This window comes from Comamonas sp. C11, assembly GCF_024496285.1.
In the GTDB taxonomy this organism is placed as follows: Bacteria; Pseudomonadota; Gammaproteobacteria; order Burkholderiales; family Burkholderiaceae_C; genus Comamonas; species Comamonas testosteroni_F.
In genome coordinates, this window is record NZ_CP101743.1 from 3,263,658 (window position 1) to 3,289,202 (window position 25,545).

The 25,545-nt window shown below is 63.1% G+C and carries 21 protein-coding genes; 8 read left to right on the forward strand and 13 right to left on the reverse strand.

Features of this window, described 5'->3' with window-relative positions; genetic code table 11:
• Positions 1-98: 98 nt before the first annotated feature.
• Together NOX35_RS14905 and NOX35_RS14910 are read right to left on the reverse strand one after the other, a co-directional pair.
• On the reverse strand, positions 99-428 hold the full coding sequence (locus NOX35_RS14905; protein WP_087864405.1) for a YnfA family protein: 330 nt from the start codon (positions 426-428) through the stop codon (positions 99-101).
• A 50-nt stretch (positions 429-478) separates the two neighbouring features.
• Positions 479-3,751, reverse strand: coding sequence for an EAL domain-containing protein (locus NOX35_RS14910; protein ID WP_256493786.1), 3,273 nt, complete (start codon positions 3,749-3,751; stop codon positions 479-481).
• A 423-nt stretch (positions 3,752-4,174) separates the two neighbouring features.
• Here NOX35_RS14910 and NOX35_RS14915 point away from each other — a divergent pair, with 423 nt between their 5' ends.
• Positions 4,175-4,675 carry a flavodoxin family protein gene (locus tag NOX35_RS14915; RefSeq protein ID WP_087864409.1) on the forward strand — a complete coding sequence of 167 codons (501 nt, stop codon included), beginning with the start codon at positions 4,175-4,177 and terminating at the stop codon, positions 4,673-4,675.
• 171 nt (positions 4,676-4,846) lie between these two features.
• The gene (locus NOX35_RS14920) at positions 4,847-5,485 is read left to right on the forward strand and encodes a TetR/AcrR family transcriptional regulator (protein WP_179626275.1); all 639 of its coding nucleotides are present in this window, start codon (positions 4,847-4,849) and stop codon (positions 5,483-5,485) included.
• A 129-nt stretch (positions 5,486-5,614) separates the two neighbouring features.
• On the opposite strand, the gene NOX35_RS14925 is transcribed toward NOX35_RS14920, so the two are convergent.
• The 5 genes from NOX35_RS14925 to NOX35_RS14945 all read right to left on the reverse strand — a co-directional run bounded on the left by NOX35_RS14925 (position 5,615) and on the right by NOX35_RS14945 (position 14,449).
• Positions 5,615-7,054, reverse strand: a complete 1,440-nt coding sequence (locus tag NOX35_RS14925) for an efflux transporter outer membrane subunit (protein ID WP_256493787.1) — start codon at positions 7,052-7,054, stop codon at positions 5,615-5,617.
• Positions 7,051-10,218, reverse strand: a complete 3,168-nt coding sequence (locus NOX35_RS14930) for an efflux RND transporter permease subunit (RefSeq protein WP_256493788.1) — start codon at positions 10,216-10,218, stop codon at positions 7,051-7,053. Before NOX35_RS14930 ends, NOX35_RS14925 begins: the two co-directional genes overlap by 4 nt.
• A gap of 18 nt (positions 10,219-10,236) precedes the next feature.
• On the reverse strand, positions 10,237-11,535 hold the full coding sequence (locus NOX35_RS14935; protein ID WP_256493789.1) for an efflux RND transporter periplasmic adaptor subunit: 1,299 nt from the start codon (positions 11,533-11,535) through the stop codon (positions 10,237-10,239).
• 288 nt (positions 11,536-11,823) lie between these two features.
• Positions 11,824-13,257: an MFS transporter gene (locus NOX35_RS14940; RefSeq protein WP_182283041.1), complete on the reverse strand. Its 1,434-nt coding sequence runs from the start codon at positions 13,255-13,257 to the stop codon at positions 11,824-11,826.
• On the reverse strand, positions 13,250-14,449 hold the full coding sequence (locus NOX35_RS14945) for a multidrug effflux MFS transporter (RefSeq protein ID WP_256493790.1): 1,200 nt from the start codon (positions 14,447-14,449) through the stop codon (positions 13,250-13,252). The genes NOX35_RS14940 and NOX35_RS14945 overlap by 8 nt, the downstream gene beginning before the upstream one ends.
• A 266-nt stretch (positions 14,450-14,715) precedes the next feature.
• On the opposite strand from NOX35_RS14945, the gene NOX35_RS14950 reads away from it, so the two are divergent.
• Positions 14,716-15,276: a DUF1566 domain-containing protein gene (locus NOX35_RS14950; RefSeq protein WP_371878549.1), complete on the forward strand. Its 561-nt coding sequence runs from the start codon at positions 14,716-14,718 to the stop codon at positions 15,274-15,276.
• 46 nt (positions 15,277-15,322) lie between these two features.
• Here the strand turns inward: NOX35_RS14950 and NOX35_RS14955 are convergent, their stop codons facing one another.
• The 5 genes from NOX35_RS14955 to NOX35_RS14975 all read right to left on the reverse strand — a co-directional run bounded on the left by NOX35_RS14955 (position 15,323) and on the right by NOX35_RS14975 (position 19,849).
• On the reverse strand, positions 15,323-16,228 hold the full coding sequence (locus NOX35_RS14955; RefSeq protein ID WP_034380838.1) for an SDR family oxidoreductase: 906 nt from the start codon (positions 16,226-16,228) through the stop codon (positions 15,323-15,325).
• Positions 16,229-16,433: 205 nt separating this feature from the next.
• A complete protein-coding gene (locus NOX35_RS14960) occupies positions 16,434-17,450 on the reverse strand; it encodes an NADP-dependent oxidoreductase (RefSeq protein ID WP_182283043.1) in 1,017 nt (338 codons plus the stop codon).
• 132 nt (positions 17,451-17,582) lie between these two features.
• Positions 17,583-18,005 (reverse strand): PaaI family thioesterase, encoded by a 423-nt coding sequence (locus tag NOX35_RS14965; RefSeq protein ID WP_256493792.1) that lies wholly within the window; start codon positions 18,003-18,005, stop codon positions 17,583-17,585.
• A 126-nt stretch (positions 18,006-18,131) separates the two neighbouring features.
• Positions 18,132-18,923, reverse strand: a complete 792-nt coding sequence (locus NOX35_RS14970; RefSeq protein ID WP_003062433.1) for an SDR family oxidoreductase — start codon at positions 18,921-18,923, stop codon at positions 18,132-18,134.
• A gap of 209 nt (positions 18,924-19,132) precedes the next feature.
• Positions 19,133-19,849, reverse strand: coding sequence for a methylated-DNA--[protein]-cysteine S-methyltransferase (locus NOX35_RS14975; protein WP_182283045.1), 717 nt, complete (start codon positions 19,847-19,849; stop codon positions 19,133-19,135).
• Positions 19,850-19,965: 116 nt separating this feature from the next.
• Between NOX35_RS14975 and NOX35_RS14980 the strand changes: the two genes are divergently transcribed.
• The 5 genes from NOX35_RS14980 (at position 19,966) to NOX35_RS15000 (ending at position 24,302) form a co-directional block, all read left to right on the forward strand.
• Positions 19,966-20,271 carry a hypothetical protein gene (locus tag NOX35_RS14980; RefSeq protein WP_012838710.1) on the forward strand — a complete coding sequence of 102 codons (306 nt, stop codon included), beginning with the start codon at positions 19,966-19,968 and terminating at the stop codon, positions 20,269-20,271.
• A 131-nt stretch (positions 20,272-20,402) separates the two neighbouring features.
• The gene (locus NOX35_RS14985; protein ID WP_256493796.1) at positions 20,403-21,359 is read left to right on the forward strand and encodes a class I SAM-dependent methyltransferase; all 957 of its coding nucleotides are present in this window, start codon (positions 20,403-20,405) and stop codon (positions 21,357-21,359) included.
• A complete protein-coding gene (locus NOX35_RS14990; protein ID WP_182283047.1) occupies positions 21,356-22,357 on the forward strand; it encodes an alpha/beta hydrolase fold domain-containing protein in 1,002 nt (333 codons plus the stop codon). Before NOX35_RS14985 ends, NOX35_RS14990 begins: the two co-directional genes overlap by 4 nt.
• 175 nt (positions 22,358-22,532) lie before the next feature.
• The gene (locus NOX35_RS14995) at positions 22,533-22,973 is read left to right on the forward strand and encodes a nucleoside deaminase (RefSeq protein WP_256496930.1); all 441 of its coding nucleotides are present in this window, start codon (positions 22,533-22,535) and stop codon (positions 22,971-22,973) included.
• Positions 22,974-23,069: 96 nt separating this feature from the next.
• Positions 23,070-24,302 carry a cyanate transporter gene (locus NOX35_RS15000; protein ID WP_256493799.1) on the forward strand — a complete coding sequence of 411 codons (1,233 nt, stop codon included), beginning with the start codon at positions 23,070-23,072 and terminating at the stop codon, positions 24,300-24,302.
• A 64-nt stretch (positions 24,303-24,366) separates the two neighbouring features.
• Here the strand turns inward: NOX35_RS15000 and NOX35_RS15005 are convergent, their stop codons facing one another.
• A complete protein-coding gene (locus NOX35_RS15005; protein WP_256493801.1) occupies positions 24,367-25,512 on the reverse strand; it encodes an AAA family ATPase in 1,146 nt (381 codons plus the stop codon).
• Positions 25,513-25,545 lie beyond the last annotated feature (33 nt).

Consider the following 25,545-nt stretch of genomic DNA (forward strand, 5'->3'; position numbering starts at 1 on the left):
CAGCCAAGATTGCTGCATACACGCAAACCATAGCTGCCTGCGCTGGATCGGCAAGGGATTGGGGGGGATTCCGACCAGATAAGAGAGCAGCGAACGCCTCAGGCGCGCGGCTGAAAAGCGATCAGACCCGCCCCCAGCAGACAGACGGCCACCCCACCCATATCCCAGGCGCTTGGTTTGATGCCATCCACCAGCCACAGCCACAGAAGCGCCACGCTGATGTAGATGCCGCCGTAGGCCGCATAGATACGACCAGAGGCCGAGGGATGCAAAGTCAGCAGCCAGACAAACAAGGCCAGGCTGACCGCAGCGGGCAGCAGCAGCCAGGCACTGCCGCCCTGCTTGAGCCAGAGCCAGGGCAGGTAGCAGCCCACGATCTCAGCCACGGCGGTCAAGGCAAACAGCAGCAAGGTCTTGATTTCAGGCAATTCGAACTCTCACACAGCGAAAAGCAGGCATTGTAGAGACCGCAACTGCCTCAGCGCATGGACACCGGGCTGAGAGCCGGCGTCGGAGATCCCGGCACATTGCCATTGGTGACCAGGCTCTCGAACTCGCTGACGGGCACGGGAGGACTCATCAGATAGCCCTGCCACGCATAGCAGCGTATGCCTTCGAGAAAACGGCACTGCGCCTGCGTCTCCACACCTTCGGCGATCACATGCAGACCCAGACTCTTGGCCAGAGCCACAATGGTGCGGGCAATGGCCGCGTCATTGGGATCGGTCAGAACGTCACGCACAAAGCTGCGGTCGATCTTGAGCTGGTCCAGCGGCAGCCGTTTCAGATAGGACAGCGAGGAATAGCCGGTGCCAAAGTCGTCCAGCGAAAATCCTAAGCCGTAGGACTTCAGACGCATCATCTTGGCGATGGTGTCATCCACATCGGAGACCAGCATGCCTTCGGTCAGTTCCAGCTTGAGCCGACGCGCATCGGCCCCATGCTCGGCCAGCGCCTTGAGCACCTGCTCGACAAAGCCGCTCTGGTGGAACTGCTTGGGACTGACGTTGACCGAGAGTACCAGTTGCGCATAACGTGGATGCTTGGCCCATTTTGCCAGTTGCTGGCAGGCGGCCTGCAGCACCCAGTCGCCCAGGGGCAGGATGATGCCGGTTTCCTCGGCCAGCGGAATGAAATGCGCAGGAGGGACAAAGCCTTTTTCGGGATGCTTCCAACGCAGCAGACCTTCGGCACCAATCACCTTGCCCATTTCCACCTGGGGTTGATAGAACAGCTCGAACTCACCGGCCTGCAGACCGGCACGCATGTCCTGCTCAAGCGTACGGCGCTCCTGCAGCGCCGATTGCAGCTGGGGATCAAAGAAGCAACTGACATTGCGCCCCTGGCTCTTGGCCTGGTACATGGCCATTTCAGCACGACGCTGCACTTCTTCACCCGTCAGTTCTGGCTCGCCAAACAGGCTCAGGCCCATGCTGACGGTGATTGAGCGCGAAATGCCACCGATCTCTATGGGCTCACGCAAGCGGCTCAGCCACTGGTCGGCCTGCTGCTCCAGCCTGGCGGCAGCCGCCACTGAATCGCTGCCAAGGTCCTCGATCAGCAGCACAAAATCATCGCCGCCCTGACGGGCAATCGTTGCCCCTGAAGGAAGCAGACTACGGATGCGCTGACTCATCGACTGCAGCAGCAAATCGCCCTGATCCAGGCCATAGGTCTCGTTGAAGGCCTTGAAGTTGTCGATATCCAGCAGCACCACACCACCAAAATGGGCCTTGCGCTGGGCCACGGCCAGAGCCTGTTGCAGCCGATCAGCCAGCAGGCGCCGGTTGGGCAGACCAGTCAGGGCGTCGTAGAAGGCCAGACGACGGACCTCCTGCTCGGCTGCCATGCGCTGGCTCTGATCCTGCAGCACCATCAAGCACCCCTCGGCCTGCAACACGGCACTGACGGCGACAGGACGGCGCAGACCGTCTATCCCCCTGAGCATCAATGTCTGCGCAGACACCGTGCAAGCCGACGCCTCGGTGGCGAGCTCGTCCCACTGAGCCTCCGCACCATCGACACGCTCGGATTGGCGCAGCTGCAACGTCCCGCGGGCCTGAGCCTTGGCGACTTCCCAGCGCTGGATGATGCGCTCGCGCTCAGCGGCATCGGGGAACATGCGCTCCCACCACTGATGGGTGGATACGCTGGGCTTGCCCCCATGACCGGCCAGACGCAGAAACTCTTCGTTCCAGTAGACCAGGCGTCCATCCAGATCCTCCATGACCAGACCCACCGGAAGTCTTTGCATGAGATTGCGCAACTGCTGATGACCCAACCGCTCCATCTGTTCGAGGCGCTTGCGCCCGCTGATGTCCTGCACCAGCACCTGCAGGCGCCGGGATTCATGACGTCCGGTCAGAAACGCATTGAGCTCAACCCAGACCGGCGCGCCCCCCTTGGAACGCAGACAGAACTCGCCCGCATTGTGCTGGAACTGCTGCAGGTCCAGTCCTTCAAGCAGTTGCGCGCAGTGCACCTGGTCTTCGGGCATGACCAGCTCCAGAACGCTGCGTCTGTGAATCTCCCGGGCCTCGTAGCCCAGCAACCGACAGAAATGCTGGTTGACCTTGAGTATGCTGCGCGTGGCGATATCAAGCTCGACCACGCCCATAGCAGCCTGTTCGCACATGGCATGAAAGCGCGCATCGCTCTCCTGGCGGGCCTGAGCACTGAACTTGAGGCGCCGACTCCAGCTCCAGCGGCTTTGCCACCAGCCCGAGACCCAGGCGGCCAACACCAGCCCCGCCAGCAGGCCCAGACCCAGCACCAGCCAGGGCAGATACCTCTCCTCAAGCCTTCTCTGAGTGCTGAGCGCGGGCTTGAACTGCAGCGACCAGATACGGTCATACACCTGTATCTGCCGCTCCAGAGGCTTGATCAAGGCGAATTCAGGATGGGTTTCCGCCTCCGCCCACAGCGAGCCGGTGAACAAAACCTCCGAACCGCCGGCAAGCATCGACAGCGGCGTGGTCAGTCTCTTGTGGTCCCCACCGGCCTTTGGCGATGGATCGGCTGGGCTGAGATCCACCAGTTTGAATGCTACCTGAGGGTAGAGGTTGGCCGGAACCAGTCCCCTCGCAAATTCGCCCAGACGGATCCCTGCATTGAGCGTTCCGAGCGGCTTTCCGGAAGATCTCCCGATAGCGGTGGTGCCCCCCTCCTCTTCTGCAGCCCACAACGGAGCCCGCAACACCACGCCCCTGGGGCTATCGGGCAGTTGCAGAAAGCGGAATGGAGCCGACACCGACATCTGGCGAGAGTTCCATGCCTGCATCAGGGAATGAAATGCAGCCACCGGCTGACGCGCGTTGCTTCCCGCCAGTGCCTCGTTACCTATCAGCGGCCAGACGTAGGAAACCTCGAAGGCCTGTGAATCCCGTGCAAGATCGGTGTGCAGCTCCGCAGTCACTGCGCGGGTCAGACTCAGGGCCTGAAGCCCCACCAGACTATCCTCACTGAGCAGAGCATGGGCATGCTGGGCAAACACCTGCTGGCCAGCATCCGCGTTGCTCGCCATTTGCTCGGCGAGCTTGACGAGCAGACGGTCATAACTACCCAGGCGTTGCTCCAGGGCTCGCGCCGCCATATCGGCACTGAGCTGCAAACGCTGTTGCATGCGCGACTCCTGGCGCTGGTGGAGCATCCAGCCCCCCAAACCGCCGCAGGAAATGCCAAAACCCAATGCCAGCAGTGCCAACCAGGGTTTGCGCACTTTCATCACTGGCTGAGTTGCGAATTGCGACATGCAAAAAACACAAGATTCCTGAGTTGCGAGGTGGCTCCAGTCGTCAATGGCGCCTTGCAGCAAAGGCTGCAGCACCATGAGCCAACATGAGGAGCGACATAGTTTGTAGGAATAAACCTACATCCAAGGAACATTCACACCAAGTGATTACCCTGAAAGACTTGGCATGATTGCATCTGGATTTAGATCAAATCATAGGCATAAGCTTGTATATCCATCACAAAGCGCTGCAAAATCAAGAGCAACTCCAGGTTTCAAAATTGACAAATGTCAATATTTGCCGGAGCTTAGTCCCATTCAGGCCGCATCACAAACCACGACAACCCGTATCTTTTTAGCAACAACCAAACAGAACCACAGCGCTCTGCCCGGTTATTTCCACGCGCAAGCGCCTGCGGTTTGTCCAGCGGCAACAAGGCAACCATGTCACAACGCACGACTCTGCTGATCGTCTACCACTCGCTGACTGGCGGCACCTTCCAGATGGTTGAAGCAGCCAGCACCGGCGCCCGGCAGGAGAAATCCGTCGAGGTCCGCGTACTGCATGCCTCCCAGGCCGGCCCACAAGACCTGTTGCAAGCTCAGGGCTATCTGTTTGCCACGCCCGAGAATCTGGCCGCCATCAGCGGTCTGATGAAGGACTTCTTCGATCGAAGCTATTACGGTGTGCTTGACCGGATACAGGGCCGCCCCTATGCCAGTCTGGTCTGCGCCGGCAGCGACGGCCATAGTGCGGCAAGGCAGATGGAACGCATTGCCACCGGCTGGCGCCTGAAGGCCGTGGCAGAGCCGCTCATCATCTGCACCCATGCTCAGACGCCGGAGGCCATACTCGCCCCCAAACAGATCCCGGCTGCCGATTTGCAGCGCTGCGAAGAATTGGGGCAGTCGCTGGCCACAGGGCTAGCCTTGGGCATTTTCTAGAGCCAGCAAGGGTTTACCTGCATCATCCCGGGCAGGACAGGCTCTGTACAAAGGCAAGAATGAGGCCTTCGAATCGAGCCTTATAAATGTGCCATCATTGGGAACGCATGCTTTTTGTTAATGCGCGCTCCCATGCAGGCATAGTCTGCGACTCCACCAGCTCTTGCGTCCATGATTGAACCAGACACCGCACGCCCCAAGCGCACGCCACGCGGCCCCAGTCCGCAAAAGACCCAGGCAACACGCCGCTCCATCGTGGCGGCTGCGTTTGCAGAATTTCTGGAACACGGCTATGCGCGTGGCACCACGGCTTCGGTTGCACAGCGCGCAGGGCTGTCCAAGGTCACGCTGTTTCGCTATTTCGATAGCAAGGAAGCCTTGTTCGAGGCAGTGATCCAGACACATATTGCCTCGGCCGCAGTGGCCTTGCAGTCGAGCCCCATGGACGAGCATGAATCCGTGGGCGAGTATCTGCTGCGCACGGTAGGTGCCGCAGCAGAGGTCATCGACAGCAGCGGCCGCTCTGCCACGGCCAGGCTGGTCGTCGCCGAAGGCCTGGAGTTTCCGCTGCTGGCGCAGATGTATCGCCGCTACGTGCATGATGCCTTGCTCGAGCATTTCACCCGGCTCGCGCAGCTGGCCGCCAAACGTGGCGAACTCAAGGCACCCGAGCTGGTGCAGCACCCGGAATTGCTGCTCGCACCGCTGTGGCTGGCGATGATGAACAACACCGTCATCCATCCCGAAGTGCCCATGAATGCCGGAACCCTGTTCCGACTCCAGGTGGCTCTGCTGTTCAAGATGCCTTGACCTTGGATGTTGGCGCGCCGGAATCTCAATGGAATCCGGCTCAATCGCTTACTGGTAAAGCGCCAGTAGCTATCAAAAAAAGCCACAGTCTTTCAGGCTGCGGCTTTGTTCATTGAGCGAGATCGCCCATCAACCCTGCTGTGTGGCCTCTTCTCCACCCAGAGCCTTCCACAAGGTCACGCGGTTGAGCTGCTCAGACAGGCGCAGGGCTATCAGGGTCTGCTGTGCGCTATAGAGGCTGCGCTGCGCATCCAGTACCGTCAGATAGTTGTCCACGCCGGCCTTGAAGCGAGCATTCGACAAGTCGAAGGCTTTCTGGGTATTGGCCACCATGCTGATCTGTGCGGCCAGCCGCTCATCCCACTGGGCGCGGTCAGCCAGAACATCCGCCACCTCCTTGAAAGCCGTCTGCACGGACTTCTCGTACTGACTCAGCGCAATGCGCTGATTGCTTTCGACCACCTGTACATTGGCGCGGTTGCGGCCGCCATCAAAAATCGGCAGCTTGACCAGAGGGATGAAACTCCAGGTGCTGTTGTTGTTGCCGAACAGACGGTCCAGCTCGTTGCTGCCGGTGCCGACACTGCCGGTGAGCGTGATGCTGGGAAACAGCGCCGCTCTGGCTGCACCGATATTGGCATTCATGGCCTGCAGATTGCGCTCCGCAGCCTGCACATCCGGACGCTTGAGCAGTACCGACGAGGGCAGAGGTACGGGCACGACCTTGAGAGCCGCCGTGTCTGCCGCACCCGCCAGGGTCTGGGCGTTGGGCAGCAGCTGTGCAGGCACCGGACCACCTGCCAGCAGTTGCAGGGCATTGCGATCCCTGTCGACCTGGGAGGTGTAGCTGGCCACATCACCGCGTGCCGTATCGACCGTGGTCTGGTTCTGGGCCAGCACCAAACCGGAGGTCGAGCCCAGCTCATGCATGCGCCGTGTCAGCTCAAAAGCCTTGATACGGCTGTCCAGCGTGTCCCTGGCCAGTTGCAGGCGCGCCTGGTCGGCCGCCAGCGTCAGCCAGGCATTGGCAACATCGGCCACCAGACCGATCTGCACATTGCGCCGGTTGTCCTGGCTTTGCAGAAACTGCTGCAGCGAGGCTTCGCTCAGATTGCGGATGCGTCCCCACAGATCCAGCTCGTAGCTGGCGAAACCCAGCTGGGCCGTGTATTGCTCGGTGACGCTGGAGCGCCCTGCCGTCGTCAGATCCCCTGCGGTGCGCGTGCGATTGCTCTGCGCCTGGGCCGTGATGCCCGGCAGCAGATCGGCTCTTGTGATGCCGTACTGGGCCCGGGCCTTCTCGATGTTCTCCAGCGCGACGCGCAGATCGCGATTGTTGCTCAGTGCCAGCGCCACCACCTCGCGCAGCTGCGGCGACTGCAACCATTGCAGCGCCTGGGCCTGTTGCAGCGCAGCCTCGCTGGCCTGGGCCGGCACGGCGTTGCCGGACACGGTCTCGGGTACGGGCAGATCAGGCGCTTTATAGGCCGGAGCCAGGTTGCAGCCTGCCAGCAAGGCCGTCACTGCGGCTGCGGCCAAGGTCGAAAGTTTCATGCTCGGGCGCCTCATGCTGCGCTCTCCTTGTTGACGTCAGCCGTCTCATCGCTGCGCGAGCGGCTCTTGAACCAGCTGCGCACCAGCAGGAAGAACACCGGCACGAGGAAGATACCCAGTACCGTCGATGCCACCATGCCGCCCAATACGGCCGTGCCGATGGCATTGCGACCACCAGCGCCAGCGCCGGTGCCGATGGCCAGCGGAATCACGCCGAAACCGAAGGCCAGAGAAGTCATCAGGATGGGACGCAGACGCAGACGCACGGCTTCCACCGTCGCGTCGAACAGCTTCTTGCCCTGCTCCTGCAGCTGCACCGCAAACTCCACGATCAGGATCGCGTTCTTTGCCGCGAGACCCACGGTGGTGAGCAGGCCGACCTGGAAATACACGTCGTTGGTCAAGCCACGGGTATAGGTCGCCAGCAGCGCCCCCACCACGCCCAGCGGCACGGCCAGCATCACCGACAGCGGCACCGTCCAGCTTTCATACAGCGCAGCCAGGCACAGGAAGACGAACAGAATCGAGATGGCATACAGCATGGGCGCCTGCGCACCGGACTGGCGCTCCTGCAGCGAAGCTCCCGTCCATTCGTAGGCAATGCCGTTGGGCAGCTTCTTCAGGATGTCTTCCACCGTCTCCATGGCCGTACCCGAGCTGATGCCCGCTGCGGCACGGCCTTCAAACTCATAGGCCGGACTGCCGTTATAGCGCAGCAGCTGGGGAGAACCATAGGCCCAGTAGGTTTTGGAGAACGAACCAAACGGCACCATCTCGCCCTTGTTGTTGCGTACCGTCCATTTGGCGATATCGCCAGGCAGCATGCGGTACTGGGCATCGCCCATGATGTAGACACGCTTGACGCGACCGTTGTTCAAGAAGTCGTTCACATAGGTGCCGCCCATGGCGCTGGAGAGCACGCTGTTGATGTCGCTATACGCCAGCCCCAGAGCAGCAGCCTTGCGGTCATCCACATCCACGCGCAGCTCGCTGGCGTCTTCCAGATTGGTCGTGCGCACGGCCGTCAGCAGATTGTTGGCGCGCATTTCGCTCAGAACCTGATCACGCGCGGCGAGCAGTGCTTCATGGCCCACACCATTGATGTCCTTGATCATGAAGTTGTAGCCGGAACTCGAACCCAGGCCGCGCACCGCCGGTGGCAACACCACTTGCACGCGCGCATCGCGGATGCTGGCCAGATCCTTGGTCGCCTTGTTCGCAATGGCCGCAGCCGATTGCGAAGGCAGCGGACGCATGCTCCAGGGTTTCAGACGGATAAAGCCGCGCGCCGAACTCTGGTCGCCGTTGAGGCCCGAAACCTGGTTGAAGCTGATCACATCCGGCTGCTTGGCCAGATACTCGCGCACCTGGTCCAGGACCTCCTGCAGACGGGCGTCAGAAGCGCCAGACGGCAGATTGACGTTGACATAGACAAAGCCCTGGTCCTCATCGGGCAGAAAGGAGGTGGGCAGCTTGGCCATCAGCAACCAGACTGCGGCCAGAACCGCCAGGAAGATCAGCATCATGCGCTTGGCCCGGCCCAGGCTGAAAGCCACTGTGCTCTGGTAACGATTGGCCGAAGCATCGAAATTGCGGTTGAACCAGCGAAAGAATCGGTCGTTGATGCCCAGCACCCCGGAGCGTATGGGGCGCTCATGGCCGTCGCCATGGCTGCGATCCGGAGCCTTGAGAAGCGTTGCGCACAGCGCCGGTGTCAGCGTCAGGGCCACGAACACGGACAGCGCCATGGCCGCCACAATGGTGATGGAGAACTGGCGGTAGATCACACCGGTCGAGCCGCCGAAGAAAGCCATGGGCACGAACACCGCCGACAGCGTGACCCCGATGCCGACCAGCGCGGGCGTGATTTCCTTCATGGACTGGCGCGTCGCCTCCTTGGGAGACTTGCCCGTCTCGTGCATCACCCGCTCCACGTTCTCGACCACCACGATGGCATCGTCCACCAGCAGGCCGATGGCCAGCACCATGGCGAACATCGTCAGGGTGTTGATGGAGAAGCCCGCGACGGACAGCACGCCGAAGGTGCCCAGCAGCACCACCGGCACGGCAATGGCGGGGATCAGCGTGGCACGGAAGTTCTGCAGGAACACGAACATCACGATCACCACCAGCACCATGGCCTCGCCCAGCGCATGCACCACCTCGCTGATCGATGCCCGTACAAAGGGCGTGGAGTCCGAGCTCACGAAGTAGTCGATCTGGTTGGGAAAGAAGGGCTTGAGCTCGGCCAGCTTGGCGGCCACTGCATCCGACACCGCCATGGCGTTGGCACCATCGGCCAGGATGATGCCCATGCCCGCACCTGGCATGCCGTTGAGCTTGGCCTGAATGGAAAGATTGTCGGCCCCCAGTTCCACCCGAGCCACGTCCTTGATGGTGACGACAGAGCCGTCATTCGAAGACTTGAGCACGATGCTCTCGAACTGCTCCACCGTCTTGAGCTTGGTACGCGCCGTAATGGTTGCGTTCAGCTGCTGGTTCTGCACCGCCGGCAGAGCTCCCAGCTGGCCTGCAGAGACCTGGGCATTCTGCGCGTTGAGCGCGCTGCTCAGATCGGAGGGAATCAGCCCGTATTTCTCCATCTTGGCCGGGTCCATCCAGATGCGCATCGCATAGGGCGTACCGAAGACGTTGATGTCACCGACACCCTCGATACGCCCGATGATGTCCACCAGATTGCTGTTGATGTAATCGCCGATGTCCACGGCGGTCACGTCCTCATCGGGTGAATAGAAGCTGTAGGTAACCAGAAAGTCCTGGCCGCCCTTGTTGATGAAGACACCACGCGTCTTCACAGCGTCCGGCAGGCGGTTGACCGCGCCCTGAATCTTGTTTTGCACCTGCACCTGCGCCACGTCGACATTGGTTCCCGGGGCAAATGTCAGCGTGATACGCGCCTGACCCGACGCATTGCTGGTCGAGCTCATATAGAGCATGTTGTCGATGCCCTTGATCTGCTGCTCGATGATCTGCGTCACCGAGTTTTCTACCGTCTCGGCCGAAGCACCCGTGTACTGTGCGCCGATGGTCACTCGGGGCGGAGCGATTTCGGGGTACTGCTCCAGCGGCAGCAGCTTGATTGACAAAGCCCCGGCCAGCATGATGATGATGGCGATGACCCACGCAAAGATGGGCCGGTTGATGAAGAACTGAGCCATGTGTGTCGCCTGCCTTGCTTACTTCTTGGCAGGTGCATCGGCAGCGGCCTGCACGGGCGGCTCGCCCCGCAGGCTCTTGCGCTCGGCCTTGGCCTTCAGATCCACCTCCGCGGCCTGGACCTTGTCGCCTGGCTTGATGCGCTGAAAGCCATCCACCATCACACGCTCGCCGGCTTTCAGGCCCGTCTTGAGCAACCAGAAAGCGCCCACGGCGCGGTCCAGTTCCACGTCTCGCTTTTCAACCACATCGCCGTCCTTGACGACCATGACATTGGCACGCCCGGTCAGATCGCGGGTGACCGACTGCTGCGGGACCAGCAATGCATCCGGTGCCAGAGCCGTTGGCAGCAGGGCCTTCACATACATGCCGGGCATGAGCATGCCGTCGGGATTGGGCACCTCGGCACGCAGGGTCAGCGTGCCGGTCGTGTCGTTGACGATCACGCCCGCAAAGGCCAGCTTGCCCTGATGCGGGTAGTCGCTGCCGTCGTCGAGCTGGATGCGCACGGGAATCTTGTTGCCTTCCACCTTCTGGTAGCGGCCGGAATCCAGATCGCGCTTGAGCTGCATCAGATCGGTGCTGGACTGGGTGAAGTCCACATACATGGGGTCCAGCCGCACGATGGTGGTGAGCGCCGTGGCCTGATTGGCCGTGACCAGCGCACCGGGCGTGACGGCAGACAGCGCGATGCGACCGCCGATCGGTGCTTCGATCCGGCTGTACTTGAGATTGATGCGTGCGGTTTCCAGATTGGCCTTGGCCACGGCCACATCCGATGCGGACTGGGCCGCCGCCGCCTGGCTTTCGTCAAACGCCTGCTTGCTGATCGCGTCGATCTTGACCAGCTCGGCATTGCGCCGTGCCGTTGCAGCCAGCGTGCGCTGGCTGGCTTCGGCCTTGGCCACGGCTGCCGCAGCGCTGGTCTCGGCAGCCTTCAACGATGCGGCGTCGATCTGATAGAGCTGCTGACCTTGTTTGACCAGAGCACCTTCGGTGAACAAGCGCTGCTGAATGATGCCCGAGACCTGGGGACGCACTTCGGCCGTCATGAAGGCACGGGTGCGCCCCGGCAGGCTGGCATCCAACTGCTGACTTTGCGACTGCAAGGTAACCACGCCGACTTTGGGCTCGGACCTGGGCGGGCCTTTTTGCTCTGCCTCAGGCTTGGAGCAGCCCGCCAGCGCAGCGGCAATCAGCATGGCTCCCAAAGCCAGTGTCCAGCGCTGCTGGCGATGACCTTGCTGGCTTGCACTGGGCAGGCAAGAAAAATGCGCCTCTCGGCGCGGGCTCAGCGAAGCGGGCTGATCAATCTTCATACGTGGAGCGGTCTGAACTAAAGAACTTGTCAACATTGTGCGCCGACAATATTAATAAAATGTAAAGCGGCCAAGGGCGCAATGACATGCTGGCAATCACCCGCCTGCCATTCTCCTGTCATGCTGGCATGCGGCGTCGCAGCACCCGCTGGCTTGAGACACCACTGTAGAAAACCTTGGCAGCAAGGCTCCTCGTCATAACGGACTAGAGCCAGCACCCGCAAAACGCCGAAACCGGCAACTGGCTGCGCTCTCAATATCAGGACAAAAGCCGCTTCTGCTGCCAAATCAATGCTGCGGCTTGCCCGGGCGTATGCGCAAGATGCTGAAAACTCCGGCCAGCGCCGCAAAACCGCCGGCCACAGCCAGCGCCAGCAGTTCAGCATTGCCGCCATGCCCGCCCGAGATGGCAAAGATGGTGGCCAGCACCACGGCACCCAGTGTCTGACCTGTCATGCGGGCAGAACTCAGCATGCCACCCGCTGCACCACTGCGCGACATGGGGGCCGAAGTGACGATGGTGTGATTGTTGGGCGACTGGTAGAGCGCGAAGCCGCTGCCCGCCAGCAGCATGCGCCAGACCATGTCCCAGTGCGCCACATCGACCGGCATGGCCGCCAGCAGCCACAGTCCACAGGCAAACATGGCCATGCCGATACCGCCCAGCAGCCCGTCGGGATACTTGCCGATCAGGCGCCCGGCCACCGGCGCCGTCAGCATGGTGGCCGCCGGCCAGGCCGTGATCAGCATGCCTGCCTCCATGGGTGACAGACCGCGCGCCTCCAGCAGCAGGAACGGCAGGGCCAGATACGACAGCATCTGCGCGCAGAAGGCAGAGACCGAGCCGCACATCGACAGCCGGAACACGGGAATGCGCATCAGATCGACGGGGAACAGCGGAGCTGTCTTGTGCCACTGGCGGCGCAGATAGACGTAGCCGACCACCAGCCCGCCGCCCAGCAGCCACCAGCCCGAAGGCATCAGCGGGCTGCCCGCAGCGCCCTGATCCTGCCCCATGCGCACGCCCAGTTGCTCACCGCCCAGAAAAAGCAGGGTGAACATCAGAATATTGAGCAATACGTCAAGCGCCGCTATCGGCTCGCCATCCTTGCGCACCACGGGGTTGGCCGGCAGCGCCTTGCGCCCCATCCACAAGGTGATCAGGCCCAGCGGCACATTGATGGCAAACAGCCAGGGCCAGTTGGCAACCGACAGGATGGCAGCGGCCACCGAAGGCCCGGCCATGGACGAGGTCGCCACCACCAGCGAGTTGATGGCCATGCCGCGTCCCAGCATCGCGCGCGGATAGGTCAGGCGCACCAGCGCCGCATTGACGCTCATGATGCCCGCTGCACCCATGCCTTGAAACACGCGCGCTGCAATCAGCGTGCTCAGCGAGCTGGCCAGCGTGGCCGCCACCGAGGCAATGACAAACACCGTCATGCCCAGCAGATAGATGCGCCGATAACCCAGGCGCTCGCCCAGGGCTGCCAGCGGCAGCAGCAGCACCAGGCCGGCAAGCTGATAGGCGTTGACCACCCATAGCGTCAGGGACGAGCTGGCCTGCAGCTCGCGCGCAATGGCGGGCAAGGCCAGATTGACGATGCTGCTGTCCAGCACCGACAGCGTCAGCCCCAGAATGATGACCAGCATGGCGCGGCCACGCGCACCGTCAGGCAGGCCGTCGTAGGCAGGGGAAGCTTGGGCAGTGCTCTCAGTCATGGGCGACTCGGTGCACACGGCCCAGCGTGATCCAGGTCAGCGCCACGCCCACAAGGGCCCCTGTCGCCATGCCCACCACCATGGGCAGAGGCTTGCCGTTGGAAAAATGCCCCACGATCTGCATGGCCGCCGCGCCGCTCAGCATCTGCAGCGTTCCCAGCAAGGCAGAGGCCGTGCCCGCAATCTCGCCATGCTCTTCCAGGGCCAGCACCGAGGTCGTGGGAATCACCAGACCCATGAAGGCGCTGGCAATGAAATACAGCACGATCAGCATCGCCAGCTTCTCACCGCCCAGCAGGTAATAGAGCAGCAATGCGGCCATGGTCAGGCCCGAAGCAGAAGCCGCAGCCTTGACCACATTGACCAGGCCAAAGCGCTGGCCCAGCCGCCCCGTCAGCTGCGCCGCGCCTATAAAGGCGATGGAGTTCAGCGCGAACGCCATGCTGTACTGGGTGGACGAGAGGCCGTAGTAGTTGATGAGCACAAAGGGCGAGCCCGCCAAGTAGACGAAAAAGCCCGCCATGGCGCAGCCGCCGATGAACACCAGGCCCAGATAATGCCAGTCACGCAACAGGACCAGATAGGCCTTGAGTGCGCCGACCAGGCTGCTGTCCAGCCGCGCCTCGGCGCTGCGGGTTTCCTCCACGCCTCGCCAGGTGGCGATCAGGCCCAGCACGGCTGCGGCGGCCACGACCCAGAACACGGCACGCCAGCCGGCCAGGGCAATCACGCCACTGCCGGCCAGCGGCGCCAGGATCGGCGAGACGCTGAACACCAGCATCAGCAGCGACATCATTCGCGCGGCGGCGTGGCCGGTATGCAGGTCGCGCACCACGGCACGCGGCACAGCCATGCAGGCCGCAGCGCCCAGGCCCTGCACAAAGCGAAACGCCACCAGGATCTCGATATTGGGTGCCAGCGCGCACCCCACGCTGGCGGCGGCAAAGACCGTCAGACCAAAATACAGCGGGGGCTTGCGGCCCAGCATGTCGGAGACCGGACCATAGAGCAGTTGGCCCACGCCGATGGAGAGAAAAAATGCGGTCAGGCTGGCTTGCACGGCGCCGACCTGGGCACCCAGGCTGGCGCCGATCTGCGGCAAGGCCGGCAGATACATATCGATGGCGAAAGGCCCGATGGCCGACAACAGGCCCAGGATCAGAACCAGACGCAGGGAAACAGAAGCTTGCATAGGGGTGTGATTGTCGTGGTAACTTGATTTATGTGCTGAGCAGTTGCCGGTTTCCTGCATGACGTTGCAGGCTCACGCCAGTCCGCCGGGCAGCGCCTGTGTCTAAGCCCTCAATTACGAGGCTTTAGACCCGGTCATCCAGGTCATGACCGCATGGGCAACAAGCACAATGGACTCAACTACCCCTTCCTACTCTCGCCGTGATTGCTGCAAGCTCCTCCCCACGCCTGCCCTCTCCCCTGCTGACCTCGCTCGCCGTGCTGTGCCTGGCTGCTCAGCCGGCCAGCGCGCAGCCCGTCGTCTCTGCCGCCCCGGCCTTTCAGCTCTCACCGGATGCAAGCATGGTGATAGACACACGTGCCAGGCTGGCCTGGCCGCGCTGCGCCGAGGGCATGGGCTGGAATGGCAAGACCTGCAGTGGCCAAGCCCAGGTCTTCAGCCACAAGCAGGCCATGAGCCATGCTGCAGAACGCAGCAAGGCCGAAAACCTGCGCTGGCGGCTGCCGCGCGTCAATGAGCTCAAGCGCCTGCTGGACCGCAGCAGCAAGCCCCAGGGCCTGAACCCGGAACTCTTTCCCAATGCGCCGCGCGACTGGCACTGGACGGGCACGGCGGCCGTGAATACCCAGCGCCTGAACACCTACAACTACGCCCAGGTGGACAAATCCAGCAGCATCTCCGGCCTCTCGGCCCAGCAGGCCTGGGCGGTCAACACCGAGACACTGCAGGCCGTGCCCGATATGGGCAAGGGCAATGCCTTGCTGCTGCGCCTGGTGCGCCCTGCCACCGAGGCCGAGCTCGGTACCCAGGCTCCGGCCACACCATGAAAAAAGCCTTGCCGCTTTGGCAAGGCTTTTTTCAACTCCCGCACGCTCAGCCTGCGCGCAGCGCCGCCTTGAGGCTCTCGCCCAGTTCGGGCTTGTGCGCAAACGGATCCGTGGGGTTGCGGCCCTGCACCACATCTTCCAGGCGCACCTGCACCGAACCCAGGGCCTGCGGATGACTGTAGATATAGAACTGGCCCGACGCAATGGCATCGAACACCTTCTGCGCCACCTCGGTCGCCGTGACCTTGCCCGAGCCCACGGCCTTGTCGGTCATGGCCTGGCCTATCTTCTGGCTGGCCGTCAAAGGCTGCGCCTCCAGGCCCTGAGGACGATTGCGCTCACTGTGACCTATGCCCGTGGGCACGAAGAAGGGGCAGAGCAGACTGGCACTGACCTGGTCCGAGACCAGGGCCAGGTCCTGGTACAGCGTCTCGGTCAGCGACACCACCGCGTGCTTGCTGACGTTGTATATGCCCATGTTCGGCGGCGCCAGCAGACCCGCCATGCTGGCAGTGTTGACGATATGACCTTCATAGGCGGGATCGGCCTTGGCGGCCTCCAGCATCATGGGCGTGAACAAGCGCACGCCATGGATCACGCCCCAGACGTTGACGCCCAGCACCCATTGCCAGTCGGCAACCGTGTTTTCCCAGACCAGGCCGCCCGCGCCGACGCCCGCGTTGTTGAAGACAAAGTGCGGCGCACCAAAGGTTTCCTTGACTTCGGCAGCAAGTCGCTCCATCTGGGCCGCATCCGACACATCGACCCTGCGCGCCAGCACCTTGGCACCGGCAGCCTTGAGCTCGGCCTCGGCCTTGTCCAGCGCCTCCTGCTGCACATCGACCAGCACCAGATTCATGCCTCTGGCGGCTCCGATGCGCGCGCACTCCAGCCCGAAGCCCGAGCCAGCGCCCGTCAAAACCGCCGTCTTTCCCGCGAAATTCGTGATCATTCTTGTCTCCGTATTTATTTGGACGCAGCTCAAATGCGCTTCCACACTCGAAACCGGCACGGCACAACCAGGGGACAGCAAGCAAGGGCCTATGCCGGCCGCGCCGCCCCGCAGTGAGGCTGTCGCCCCACTCCGTTGCGCGCAGAGAAAGGGGGCGCCCGGCATGGGGAAGGCGCGGGGCCGCCCAGGCAAAGCGCCTCAGGGGTTAGAGCAGCTTCACCAGCTGCTTGCCAAAGTTCTTGCCCTTGAGCAGGCCCAGAAACGCGCCGGGCGCCGAGGCCAGACCTTGGGAAATCGTCTCGCGCGGCTTGAGCTTGCCGGCAGCCACCAGGCCGCCCAGCTCGGTCAGGGCCTCACCCCAGACTTCCATGTGCTCGCTGACGATAAAGCCTTCGAGCTTGATGCGGTTGACCAGCAGCAGCGCCGGGTTGGCCAGCGGCAGGGGCTGGCCGTCATAGCCGGCAATCATTCCGCACAGGGCCACACGCGCAAAGGCATTGGTGCGCAGCAACACGGCATCGAAGATATAGCCGCCCACGTTCTCGAAATAGCCATCGATGCCGTTCGGGCAGGCATCCTTCAAGGCCTTGGCCATGGTCTTGACATCGGGGTGCTCGCGGTAATCGATGCAGGCATCAAAGCCCAGCTCATGCACGGCGTAGCGGCATTTCTCGCCGCCCCCCGCAATGCCCACCACGCGGCAGCCGCGCGCCTTGGCCAGCGCCACAAAGGCGCTGCCCACGGCACCGGTCGCGGCGCTGACGACCATGGTTTCACCGGCCTTGGGATTGATGATCTTGACCAGGCCATACCAGGCCGTCACGCCCGGCATGCCCACGGCACCCAGATAGTAGGACAGCGGCACATGGGTGGTGTCGACCTTGCGCAGCGCGCCGGGCACGCTGGGATCGAGCAGCGAGTACTCCTGCCAGCCACCCATGCCGACCACCTTGTCGCCGGCCTTGAACTTGGGGTGGCGGCTTTCGACAATCTCGCCTACCGTGCCACCCTGCATGACCTCGCCCAGCGGCTGGGGCTGGGCATAGCTCTTGGAGTCATTCATGCGGCCGCGCATGTAAGGGTCCAGGCTCAGATAGTGGTGGCGCACCAGCACCTGGCCCTCGCCCACCGTGGGCAGCGGCGACTGCACCAGCTTGAAATTGCTCTCCACCGCCTCGCCCTGGGGGCGGTTGTCCAGAAGGATTTGCTGATTGACCGTCATACCTGTCTCCTATTTGAACTTCAATTTGATAGCTATCATCGCCTTATCACCAAGGATCTGAAAGCATTTTTCATCTCAAACACAGATTGAAAAAGCGCGACCTGCTCATCAAAAAGTAGCAGCCTATCTATCTCAATCTGTGGCCAAAGCCTGCAACTCGCCGTCCGCCTTGTGCTTGCGCTTCATGTACTTGAAGGTGCCCGTGGCATGTACGCAGAGTCGGCCCTGTGCATCGTAGATGCGGCCTTCGGTAAAAGCCATGGTGCCGGTGCGATGCAGCAGCACGCCCTTGCCCACCAGCGGGCCATTGGCCGCCTGCATGAACGAGGTTTTCATCTCGATGGTGACCACGCCCAGATCGAAATCCACGCTGCGCGCAGCCACGGCCATGGTCACATCCATCAGTGTCATCGAGGCTCCGCCATGGGTGATGCCGAAGGAATTCAGATGTTCGGGACGCGGTGTGAAGTGCAGCTCGGACTCACCGTTCTCCATCTTGTGGAGTGTGAAGCCCAGCTCATGCACAAAGGGAATCTCAGGACCAAATGACAACACCGCGAAACCTTTCAGAAGAGTGATGCGCCGCAGACCGCAGCAGCAAAACCGTGAATGTAAGCGCGGCGGACAGCCTCAGAATGCTGCGCCCCACAAAAAACATGACTCACCCTTCATCCGCCACCATCAACCACCGACCAGAGCGCTCACACCGCCATCCACCGCCATCCACTGGCCCGTGATGTGCTTGCCGGCGTCGCTGGCATAGAGCAGCGTCAGCCCCTTGAGATCCTCATCGTCACCCAGGCGGCGCAGCGGGGCATGGGAGCGCATTTCGTCCTCGCCCAGCGTCTCGATCAGCACGGCCGCCATCTTGGTCTTGAAAAAGCCCGGGCAGATGGCGTTGACGGTGATGCCGTGCTCGCCCCACTCGCCGGCCAGCGCGCGCGTGAAATTGATGACGGCGCCCTTGGAGGTGTTGTAGGCAATGGTCTTCATGCCCGTGGGATTGCCGCCCAGGCCGGCGATCGAGGCCAGATTGATGATGCGGCCGCTCTTGCGCTCCAGCATGGACAGGCGGGCGATCTGCTGGCTCAGCAGAAAATAGCCGCGTACATTCAGGTTCATCACCTTGTCCCAGGCCGCTGTCGGGTGGTCCTCGGCAGGAGCACCCCAGCTGGCTCCGGCATTGTTGATCAGAATGTCCACATGGCCGAGACGCTGCACGGCCTCCTTGGCCAGGCGTGTGATATCGGCCTCGTCCGAGCAGTCGGCGGCAATCCAGTCGGCCTCTATGCCAGCGGCCTTGAGTTCGGCTGCGGCCTCTTCCAGATCCTTGGCCTTGCGCGAGCTCAGCAGAATCTTCGCGCCGGCCTCGCCCAGCGCATGCGCCATCTGCAGACCCAGGCCACGCGAGCCGCCGGTCACCAGGGCCGTCTTGCCCGAGAGATCGAAAAGTTGCTGCACCGTACGTGTCATTCTCATGTCTCCTGTTTGTTTTCAAGGTTCAAACCGGGTGCGCAGTGCCTTGCAAGGCCTGCCCGTCAAAAGCTGCATGAATTGTGCGGGCGCCTCCAGCCCGTTGTTGTCACCTGCGTGTCGGCGCTGTCCCGCAGGTGGCAGAGCCCACGCTGGCGCGGCTTGCAGGGTCTGCCGGCAGCCGCCAGGCGAAGCTCATCCGGGCGCCTTCAATCGGCAAACAGCGACTGCGTGCCGCCCCAGGCCCCGCCTTCGATCTCCAGCATGCGCAGCTTGGTCAAAGCGCCCTGACCGCCCGAGAAGCCGCCCGGTGCCCGCCCTGCCGCCAGCACCCGATGGCAGGGAACAATCGGCGCAAATGGATTCGCACCCAGAGCCTGGCCCACGGCGCGCGCAGCACCGGCCTCACCCAGCGCTGCCGCGACTTCGCCATAAGTGCTGGTCCGCCCTGGCGCCAGGGCGCGCGTGAAGGCATAGACCCGGCAATGAAATGCAGGCACGGCGAACTCGTCGAGTGCAATCTCCTGCAAGTCAGGCAGAACACCAACTGCGCCTTGCACCCTCTGCTGCCGCATATCTCCCAGCACGCCGGCAGCCACGGCCTCTGCGCTGGGCTGCGCCCAGCCCGGCTCGATCTGCGCATTCACTCCGGCCAGCAAACACTGAACCCCGGCCATGGCCTGCACGGCAAAGCCTGGAACAGCGGAGATGGAGGCCACGGCGCCATATGCCGCAAGCCCGCGCTGCGGCTGCAGCGCATGGCGTTTGGACAGGCCCAGCAGCATGCGCTCCCTGGTCTCGCCCCAGCTGGCCTCGGGCAATTGCACGGCGCAGACGGCAGCGGCATTCCAGGCCAGTCCACAGGCACCGATGCGCGTGACAAACAGGGCATGACCGGGAAATGGCAACGAAGCAGCGTGATTCATGGCCACAGTCTACAAAACGCAGCCAGAGGGGGGGCTTAAAAAATTCTCAAGAACTGGATACAAAAACAGTTAATTACTGTATATTTAAACAGTCAAAACACTGTGGATATACGGACATGCAAGAAGCCCATTTCACCGTCTCTCTTTGCGACTACCCCGAGCTGCCCGAGGACAAGCGCCAGCAGGCCGAGGCACGCTATGCGCGTGTACTGGCCCGCCAGCTCGGCGGAGAGGAACAGGTCGGACAAGCCCTGTCGCTGGTGCAAGGCCTGGAGGACACCCCGCCCGAGGAAATCACCGATGACGCCAAGCTCACCTTCCAGCGCTGGATGAAAGCCGCCCGCGCCGCTGCCGAAGCCGGCCTGCAAGGCATTGGCGGCACCGAAAGCTGTTTTTTCGATGTGCGGCGCATCTACCACTGAGTGAACGGACGCGGGCGGCGCGAGTCCGGAGGCCGCCAAGCATTGCAAGGGACATGTGCCGCCCTGACCACCGGAGCTCGCTGCAATGCCTACACTGGCGACTTGTTTGACCGTGTGACTGCTCTCTATCCATGCAAGCCCTGCTAGCCGCCATTGCCCAGATGCCCTTCCCCACCGATGCCCAGCGCATCTTTCATGGCCGCGGCGGGCGGTATCCGGGCTGCGAGCAGATCTCGCTGGATGCTTTTGCGCCCGTCATCGTGCTGACCAGCTTTGCCCCCATGGAGGAGGCCCAGCTGAGCCAGATCGGTCAGGCACTGGAGCAGCGCTGGCAGCAGATCGCCCCGGCCGGACAGCCTCTGACCTGGGCCTTCCAGACCCGCGAAAGCGGCGGCAAGGTCGAAACCCGCGTCATGGCCGGCGAGCTGCCCGAGCCGCATGTGGTGACCGAGAACGGCGCCCGCTATCTGATCCATATCACGCGCGGGCAGAACCACGGCCTGTTCCTCGACATGGCTGCCGGCCGAGACTGGGTGCGCCGGCAGGTGCTGGCCCATGAGCGGCCCGCGCGCATGAAAGTGCTCAATCTGTTTGCCTATACCTGTGCGTTCTCGGTCGTGGCCAAGCTGGCCGGCGCGGGCCAGGTTCTCAATATGGACATGAGCAAGGGCGCACTGGCCACCGGCCAGCACAACCATCAGCTCAACGGCGTCAAGGCTGGCGCCAGCTTTGCCGCCCACGATATTTTCAGCAGCTGGGGCAAGATCAACCGCAGCGGACCTTACGACCTGATCGTCGTGGACCCGCCCAGCTACCAGAAAGGCAGCTTCATCGCCACCAAGGACTATGCACGCCTGATGCGCCGCCTGCCCGATTTGCTGGTGCCTGGCGGCCAGGTCCTGCTGTGCCTGAACGCACCTGAGCTGGGCACGGCCTTCCTGCGCGAGCAGATGGCGGAAATCGCTCCCGAGCTGCAGTTTGTCGAGCGCCTGGCCAACCCGGCCGTTTTTGCCGATGTGGATGAAGAACGCAGCCTCAAGGTCATGGTCTACCGCGCGCCGGCGCTGACAGCGACCCAGCAACCATGAACGGCGGTACAGACAATCTCCACGGCTTGCCTCTGCAGCCCGTGGACCCGGCTCTGGCACGCACCTTACAGCGCTTTGCCCGGCTCGACGCGGACACGCCGACCCCGCAACTCGACTATGTGCAACGCCGGCGTCTGCTCAGCGAGCTGCAGGCCGGGCTGATTCGCTCCGCCCTGCCCGGCATTTCCAGGACCGAGCATTTTGTGGCCGCCGAGGGCCGCGAGATCTGCGTGCGCAGCTATCGCAAGCAAGGTACGGGCAGCGGCCGGACGCTGGTCTGGCTGCATGGCGGCGGCTGGATGGTAGGCGATCTCAACACCCATGACGACCTGTGCGAGCATCTGGCCCAGTTCACCGGCCATACCGTGCTGTCTGTGCATTACCGCCGCACGCCGGAGAGCCGATTTCCCGCACCGCTGGACGACGTGATGGCCGTGCTTCAGTGGCTGAGCGATATGCGCGGGCTGCTGCCTTTTGCGGCTGAGCAGGTCCTGCTTGGCGGCGATAGCGCTGGCGCCCATCTGGCACTGGCAGCAGCGGTGCGCCAGATTCAGCAACCTACCGATGCGGCCCGCATTGCAGGCCTGCTGCTGCTCTACCCGCCGCTTGAGCCTGATCAGGACAATGACAGCATGCGCAGCTTTGACGCAGGCTTCGGGCTCACACCGGCGGCCATGCAGCGCTACTGGCAGGAACTCGGCCGGCCCGAGGGCCTGGCCGCGCAATGGCTGACGCCGGGCTGCTGCAGCGCAGCCATCGCCGCTTTGCCGCCCACGCTGCTGATGACGGCCAGCCACGATATTCTGCGCGACGAGGCCGAAGCCTTTGCCCACGCAGCCCAGGCCCTGGGCGCACCGCTGCAGCTTTTGCGCGCGCCGGCCATGGTTCACGGCTTTGCGCGCTTGCTGGCTGCCAGCCCGGCGGCACGCCAGCAAGTCGAGCTCGCCTGCTCGGCCTGGGTGGAACTAATAGGGCGCCAGCGTCCTCAGAGCAAATAAGCTTTGCTCTGAGGGCGGGTAGCGGCATGGCCGTGCAGGTGTACGCTGCACGGCGCCGGGCCCCGCCCCGCCCCTTTCAAACACAATACCTCGACGCTGATGCATCAAGCATCCGGCGCTCGCCGCCATATCTTTCTTAGTCATGAGCCCAACTTCCGCCACCCCACAACAACTGATGCGCCTGGCCGTGGATCTGGCCCATGCCAACCGCCTCAAGGGCGGGCGCCCGTTCGGCGCCGTGCTCGCCCAGGGAAATGAAGTCGTTGCCACCGGCGTCAACGAAATTATTGCCAGCCACGACCCCAGCACCCATGCCGAAATGCAGGCCATACGCGCGGGCACGCAGCAGCGCGCCAATCCCAGCCTTGCGGGCCTGTCCATCTATGCCAGCGGCCACCCCTGTCCCATGTGCCTGGCAGCCCTGGTCATGAATGGCGCCGAGCAGGTGTTCTTCGCCTTCGACAACCAAGACGCCGCGCCCTATGGTCTGTCCAGCGAGAGCAGCTACCAGCGTCTGCGCCTGTCGCTGACGCCGCAGCCGCTGCCCATCACCCGCATCGACATCGGCATCCGCGCGGCCCAGCTCTATGGGGATGAGGCCTGGCCAGACGCCTGATCCTCGTTGCCGCCAAAACCATAACAACAAACCGGGCTGCCCAGGGCGAGCGGCGCGCGCACCGGCGCGCCGCAGCGCAGCCAGCCCCCGAGCTTCATGACATCGACATCCTCCCGAACACACCGCGTGCCGCCATTGCTGTGGCTGGCCGTGGTGATACTCGTCACCATCAATCTGCGCCCCTTTCTGACGGCTCCGGGTCCCTTGGCACCGACCATACAGCAGGCCACGGGCATGGATTTGCGCAGCTTTTCCTGGCTCACGCTGCTGCCCATGGCGCTGATGGGCATTGGTGGCTGGCTCGCTCCCACGGCATTGCGACGCTGGGGGGCGCGCGCCGCCATCTGCACCTCGCTGCTGCTGATCGCGCTGGGCTGCGCCCTGCGCCTGACGCCTGCAGGAGCTGCGACCGGCAGTCTTCTGATCGTCACGGCCGGCCTCTGCGGCGCGGGCGTGGCGCTGGCACAAAGCATTCTGCCGGGGCTGATCAAGCGCCAGTCTCCCCACAACGTGGCGCCCATGATGGGTCTGTATTCGGCGGCGCTCATGGGCGGCGGTGCCCTCAGCGCCCAGCTCTCGCCAGTGGCCATGCAGCTGGGTCTGAGCTGGCAGGCTTCGCTGGCCATCTGGACCATTCCGGTGCTGCTGGCATTGCCGCTGGCCTGGCATGCGCTGACCCTGATGCGCGAGCCCGTTGCCCCTGCACCCTCCGCGCCCCCGATACAAGCCGACAGCGACACTGGCTGGCTGCTGCACCGCGGCCGCACCTGGCTGCTGCTGATCAGTTTTGGCCTGATGAACGGCGGCTATGGCTCCACCGTCGCCTGGCTTGCTCCGTTCTATCAAACCCATGGCTGGACGGCCACGCAAAGCGGCTCGCTGCTGGCCATTCTGTCGATTGCACAGGCCGCATCGGCGCTGGCCATGCCCGCCCTGGCGCGCAGCAGTCTGGACCGTCGCTCCTGGGTTGTGCTGGCCTTGCTGCTGCAGATCATCGGCTTTGCCGGCCTCGGACTCTGGCCCGATGCCATTCCCACGCTCAATGCCATCGTGCTGGGGCTGGGTCTTGGCGGTTGTTTTTCGCTCTTCATGCTGGTGGCGCTGGACCATCTTCCCTCGCCCACACAGGCCGGCGCCCTGAACTCGCTGATGCAGGGAGGCGGCTTCATCCTCGCCGCACTGGCCCCTCTGGTCATGGCGCAATTGCACCAGATCAGCGGTAGCTGGACGGCCGGCTGGCTCTATCAGGCCGGTGTGGCGGCGCTGGTCTGCCTGCTGGTGACACGCTTCAATCCCAAGGGCTACCCACAAGCCATGCAGCGGCCTTGAACGCGCCATCTCACCCCTCAAAAAAGGCCTGGAAATATCCAGGCCTTTTTTGTTTTGGCTTGAACTACTCGTTGGCCAGCAGTTGCAGCCCATGCGCTTCGGTCGGCAATGGCACCTCCCATCTGTGCAACATGCCCAGCAATGCGGCATTACCGAGTGTGGTGTCGCGCTTGCTGTTGCGCGCCAGCAAGGTGGACCGGGTGGCCTCCAGATGCACCAGCTCCACCTGTGCACCATAGGCCAGGCACAGGTCCAGCGTCTTGCCGCGCATCTGCCTGGACAGATGCGTGGCGTTCCAGACAAAGGCAGCCTTGGCGCGCAGCAGGCTCTTGGCCTTGTCCACGGCTCGGTGGGCAGCAGCGCCCTCGTTCTCGCCATGGCGCAGGCCCAGCTCAGTGCGCGCATCGTCGAACGACACCACAGGCAAGCCCGGATGATGCTGGGCAACCCAGTGGTTCTTGCCTGATGCAGGCAGACCGCACATGACGATGACGCGCGAGCCCGGCTCTTCATGCAAGGCGTAGTCCGGGTGCAGCTCGGCACCGCGGAAATAGCGTACTGCCGTCTCGGCCGAAGCAAAGCTGCGCGGCTTGCGCAAACAGCCCTCTTCCAGCGCCAGCTCCCTGAACAGCTCGATATTCACCAGCACATTGCCCACATCGGGGCAGATGCGGCCGCGAATATCGGCCCGGGCCAGCAGCACCAGCAAATGCAGATCGACCTGCCAGGACAGCTCACGAACCACGAACTCGGGCGAGACGCCTCGGCGCGAATCGGCAAAGGCGAAGAAAGGCACCTGATGCACCGCAATCAGGCGGCAGACCGCCTCCCGCCGAGCCACAGGCGCGCCCGCCTCCCAGAGCATGAGCCGCACATCCAGCGCGCCCCTGCGTGAATGGCCGGGCTGCGAGATGCGGCCGTCGTCGGCTATCTGCGTGGTCGAGCACTTGGCCACATCGTGCAGCAGCGCAGCCAGAAAGACGGTCTCGCGCTCCTCGTTGGTGAGCCGTGCATAGTCGCTGTCCTGCAGCAACTCGGTCACCACCATCTGCGTATGCGTCCAGACATCGCCTTCGGCATGGTAGTGCGGGTCCTGCGGCGTGGTCTTGGCAAGCTCCAGTTGCGGGAAGGCGTCCAGGCAGGCCGCCCAGTCCACCGAGTCGTGAGCGGAATGCGGCACCAGGGCCGCAATCTGTTTCCAGCTCCACATAAGTTCTCCTTTCACCGTAGCTTCATCACGCAG

What these genes read in the sequence shown, in the direction of transcription:
- NOX35_RS14910 (WP_256493786.1), bottom strand. Translation starts at nt 3,751, where the DNA reads ATGTCGCAATTCGCAACTCAGCCAGTGATGAAAGTGCGCAAACCCTGG.
- NOX35_RS14915 (WP_087864409.1), top strand. Translation starts at nt 4,175, where the DNA reads ATGTCACAACGCACGACTCTGCTGATCGTCTACCACTCGCTGACTGGC.
- NOX35_RS14920 (WP_179626275.1), top strand. Translation starts at nt 4,847, where the DNA reads ATGATTGAACCAGACACCGCACGCCCCAAGCGCACGCCACGCGGCCCC.
- NOX35_RS14925 (WP_256493787.1), bottom strand. Translation starts at nt 7,054, where the DNA reads ATGAGGCGCCCGAGCATGAAACTTTCGACCTTGGCCGCAGCCGCAGTG.
- NOX35_RS14930 (WP_256493788.1), bottom strand. Translation starts at nt 10,218, where the DNA reads ATGGCTCAGTTCTTCATCAACCGGCCCATCTTTGCGTGGGTCATCGCC.
- NOX35_RS14935 (WP_256493789.1), bottom strand. Translation starts at nt 11,535, where the DNA reads ATGAAGATTGATCAGCCCGCTTCGCTGAGCCCGCGCCGAGAGGCGCAT.
- NOX35_RS14940 (WP_182283041.1), bottom strand. Translation starts at nt 13,257, where the DNA reads ATGACTGAGAGCACTGCCCAAGCTTCCCCTGCCTACGACGGCCTGCCT.
- NOX35_RS14945 (WP_256493790.1), bottom strand. Translation starts at nt 14,449, where the DNA reads ATGCAAGCTTCTGTTTCCCTGCGTCTGGTTCTGATCCTGGGCCTGTTG.
- NOX35_RS14955 (WP_034380838.1), bottom strand. Translation starts at nt 16,228, where the DNA reads ATGATCACGAATTTCGCGGGAAAGACGGCGGTTTTGACGGGCGCTGGC.
- NOX35_RS14960 (WP_182283043.1), bottom strand. Translation starts at nt 17,450, where the DNA reads ATGACGGTCAATCAGCAAATCCTTCTGGACAACCGCCCCCAGGGCGAG.
- NOX35_RS14970 (WP_003062433.1), bottom strand. Translation starts at nt 18,923, where the DNA reads ATGACACGTACGGTGCAGCAACTTTTCGATCTCTCGGGCAAGACGGCC.
- NOX35_RS14975 (WP_182283045.1), bottom strand. Translation starts at nt 19,849, where the DNA reads ATGAATCACGCTGCTTCGTTGCCATTTCCCGGTCATGCCCTGTTTGTC.
- NOX35_RS14980 (WP_012838710.1), top strand. Translation starts at nt 19,966, where the DNA reads ATGCAAGAAGCCCATTTCACCGTCTCTCTTTGCGACTACCCCGAGCTG.
- NOX35_RS14985 (WP_256493796.1), top strand. Translation starts at nt 20,403, where the DNA reads ATGCAAGCCCTGCTAGCCGCCATTGCCCAGATGCCCTTCCCCACCGAT.
- NOX35_RS14990 (WP_182283047.1), top strand. Translation starts at nt 21,356, where the DNA reads ATGAACGGCGGTACAGACAATCTCCACGGCTTGCCTCTGCAGCCCGTG.
- NOX35_RS14995 (WP_256496930.1), top strand. Translation starts at nt 22,533, where the DNA reads ATGCGCCTGGCCGTGGATCTGGCCCATGCCAACCGCCTCAAGGGCGGG.
- NOX35_RS15000 (WP_256493799.1), top strand. Translation starts at nt 23,070, where the DNA reads ATGACATCGACATCCTCCCGAACACACCGCGTGCCGCCATTGCTGTGG.
- NOX35_RS15005 (WP_256493801.1), bottom strand. Translation starts at nt 25,512, where the DNA reads ATGTGGAGCTGGAAACAGATTGCGGCCCTGGTGCCGCATTCCGCTCAC.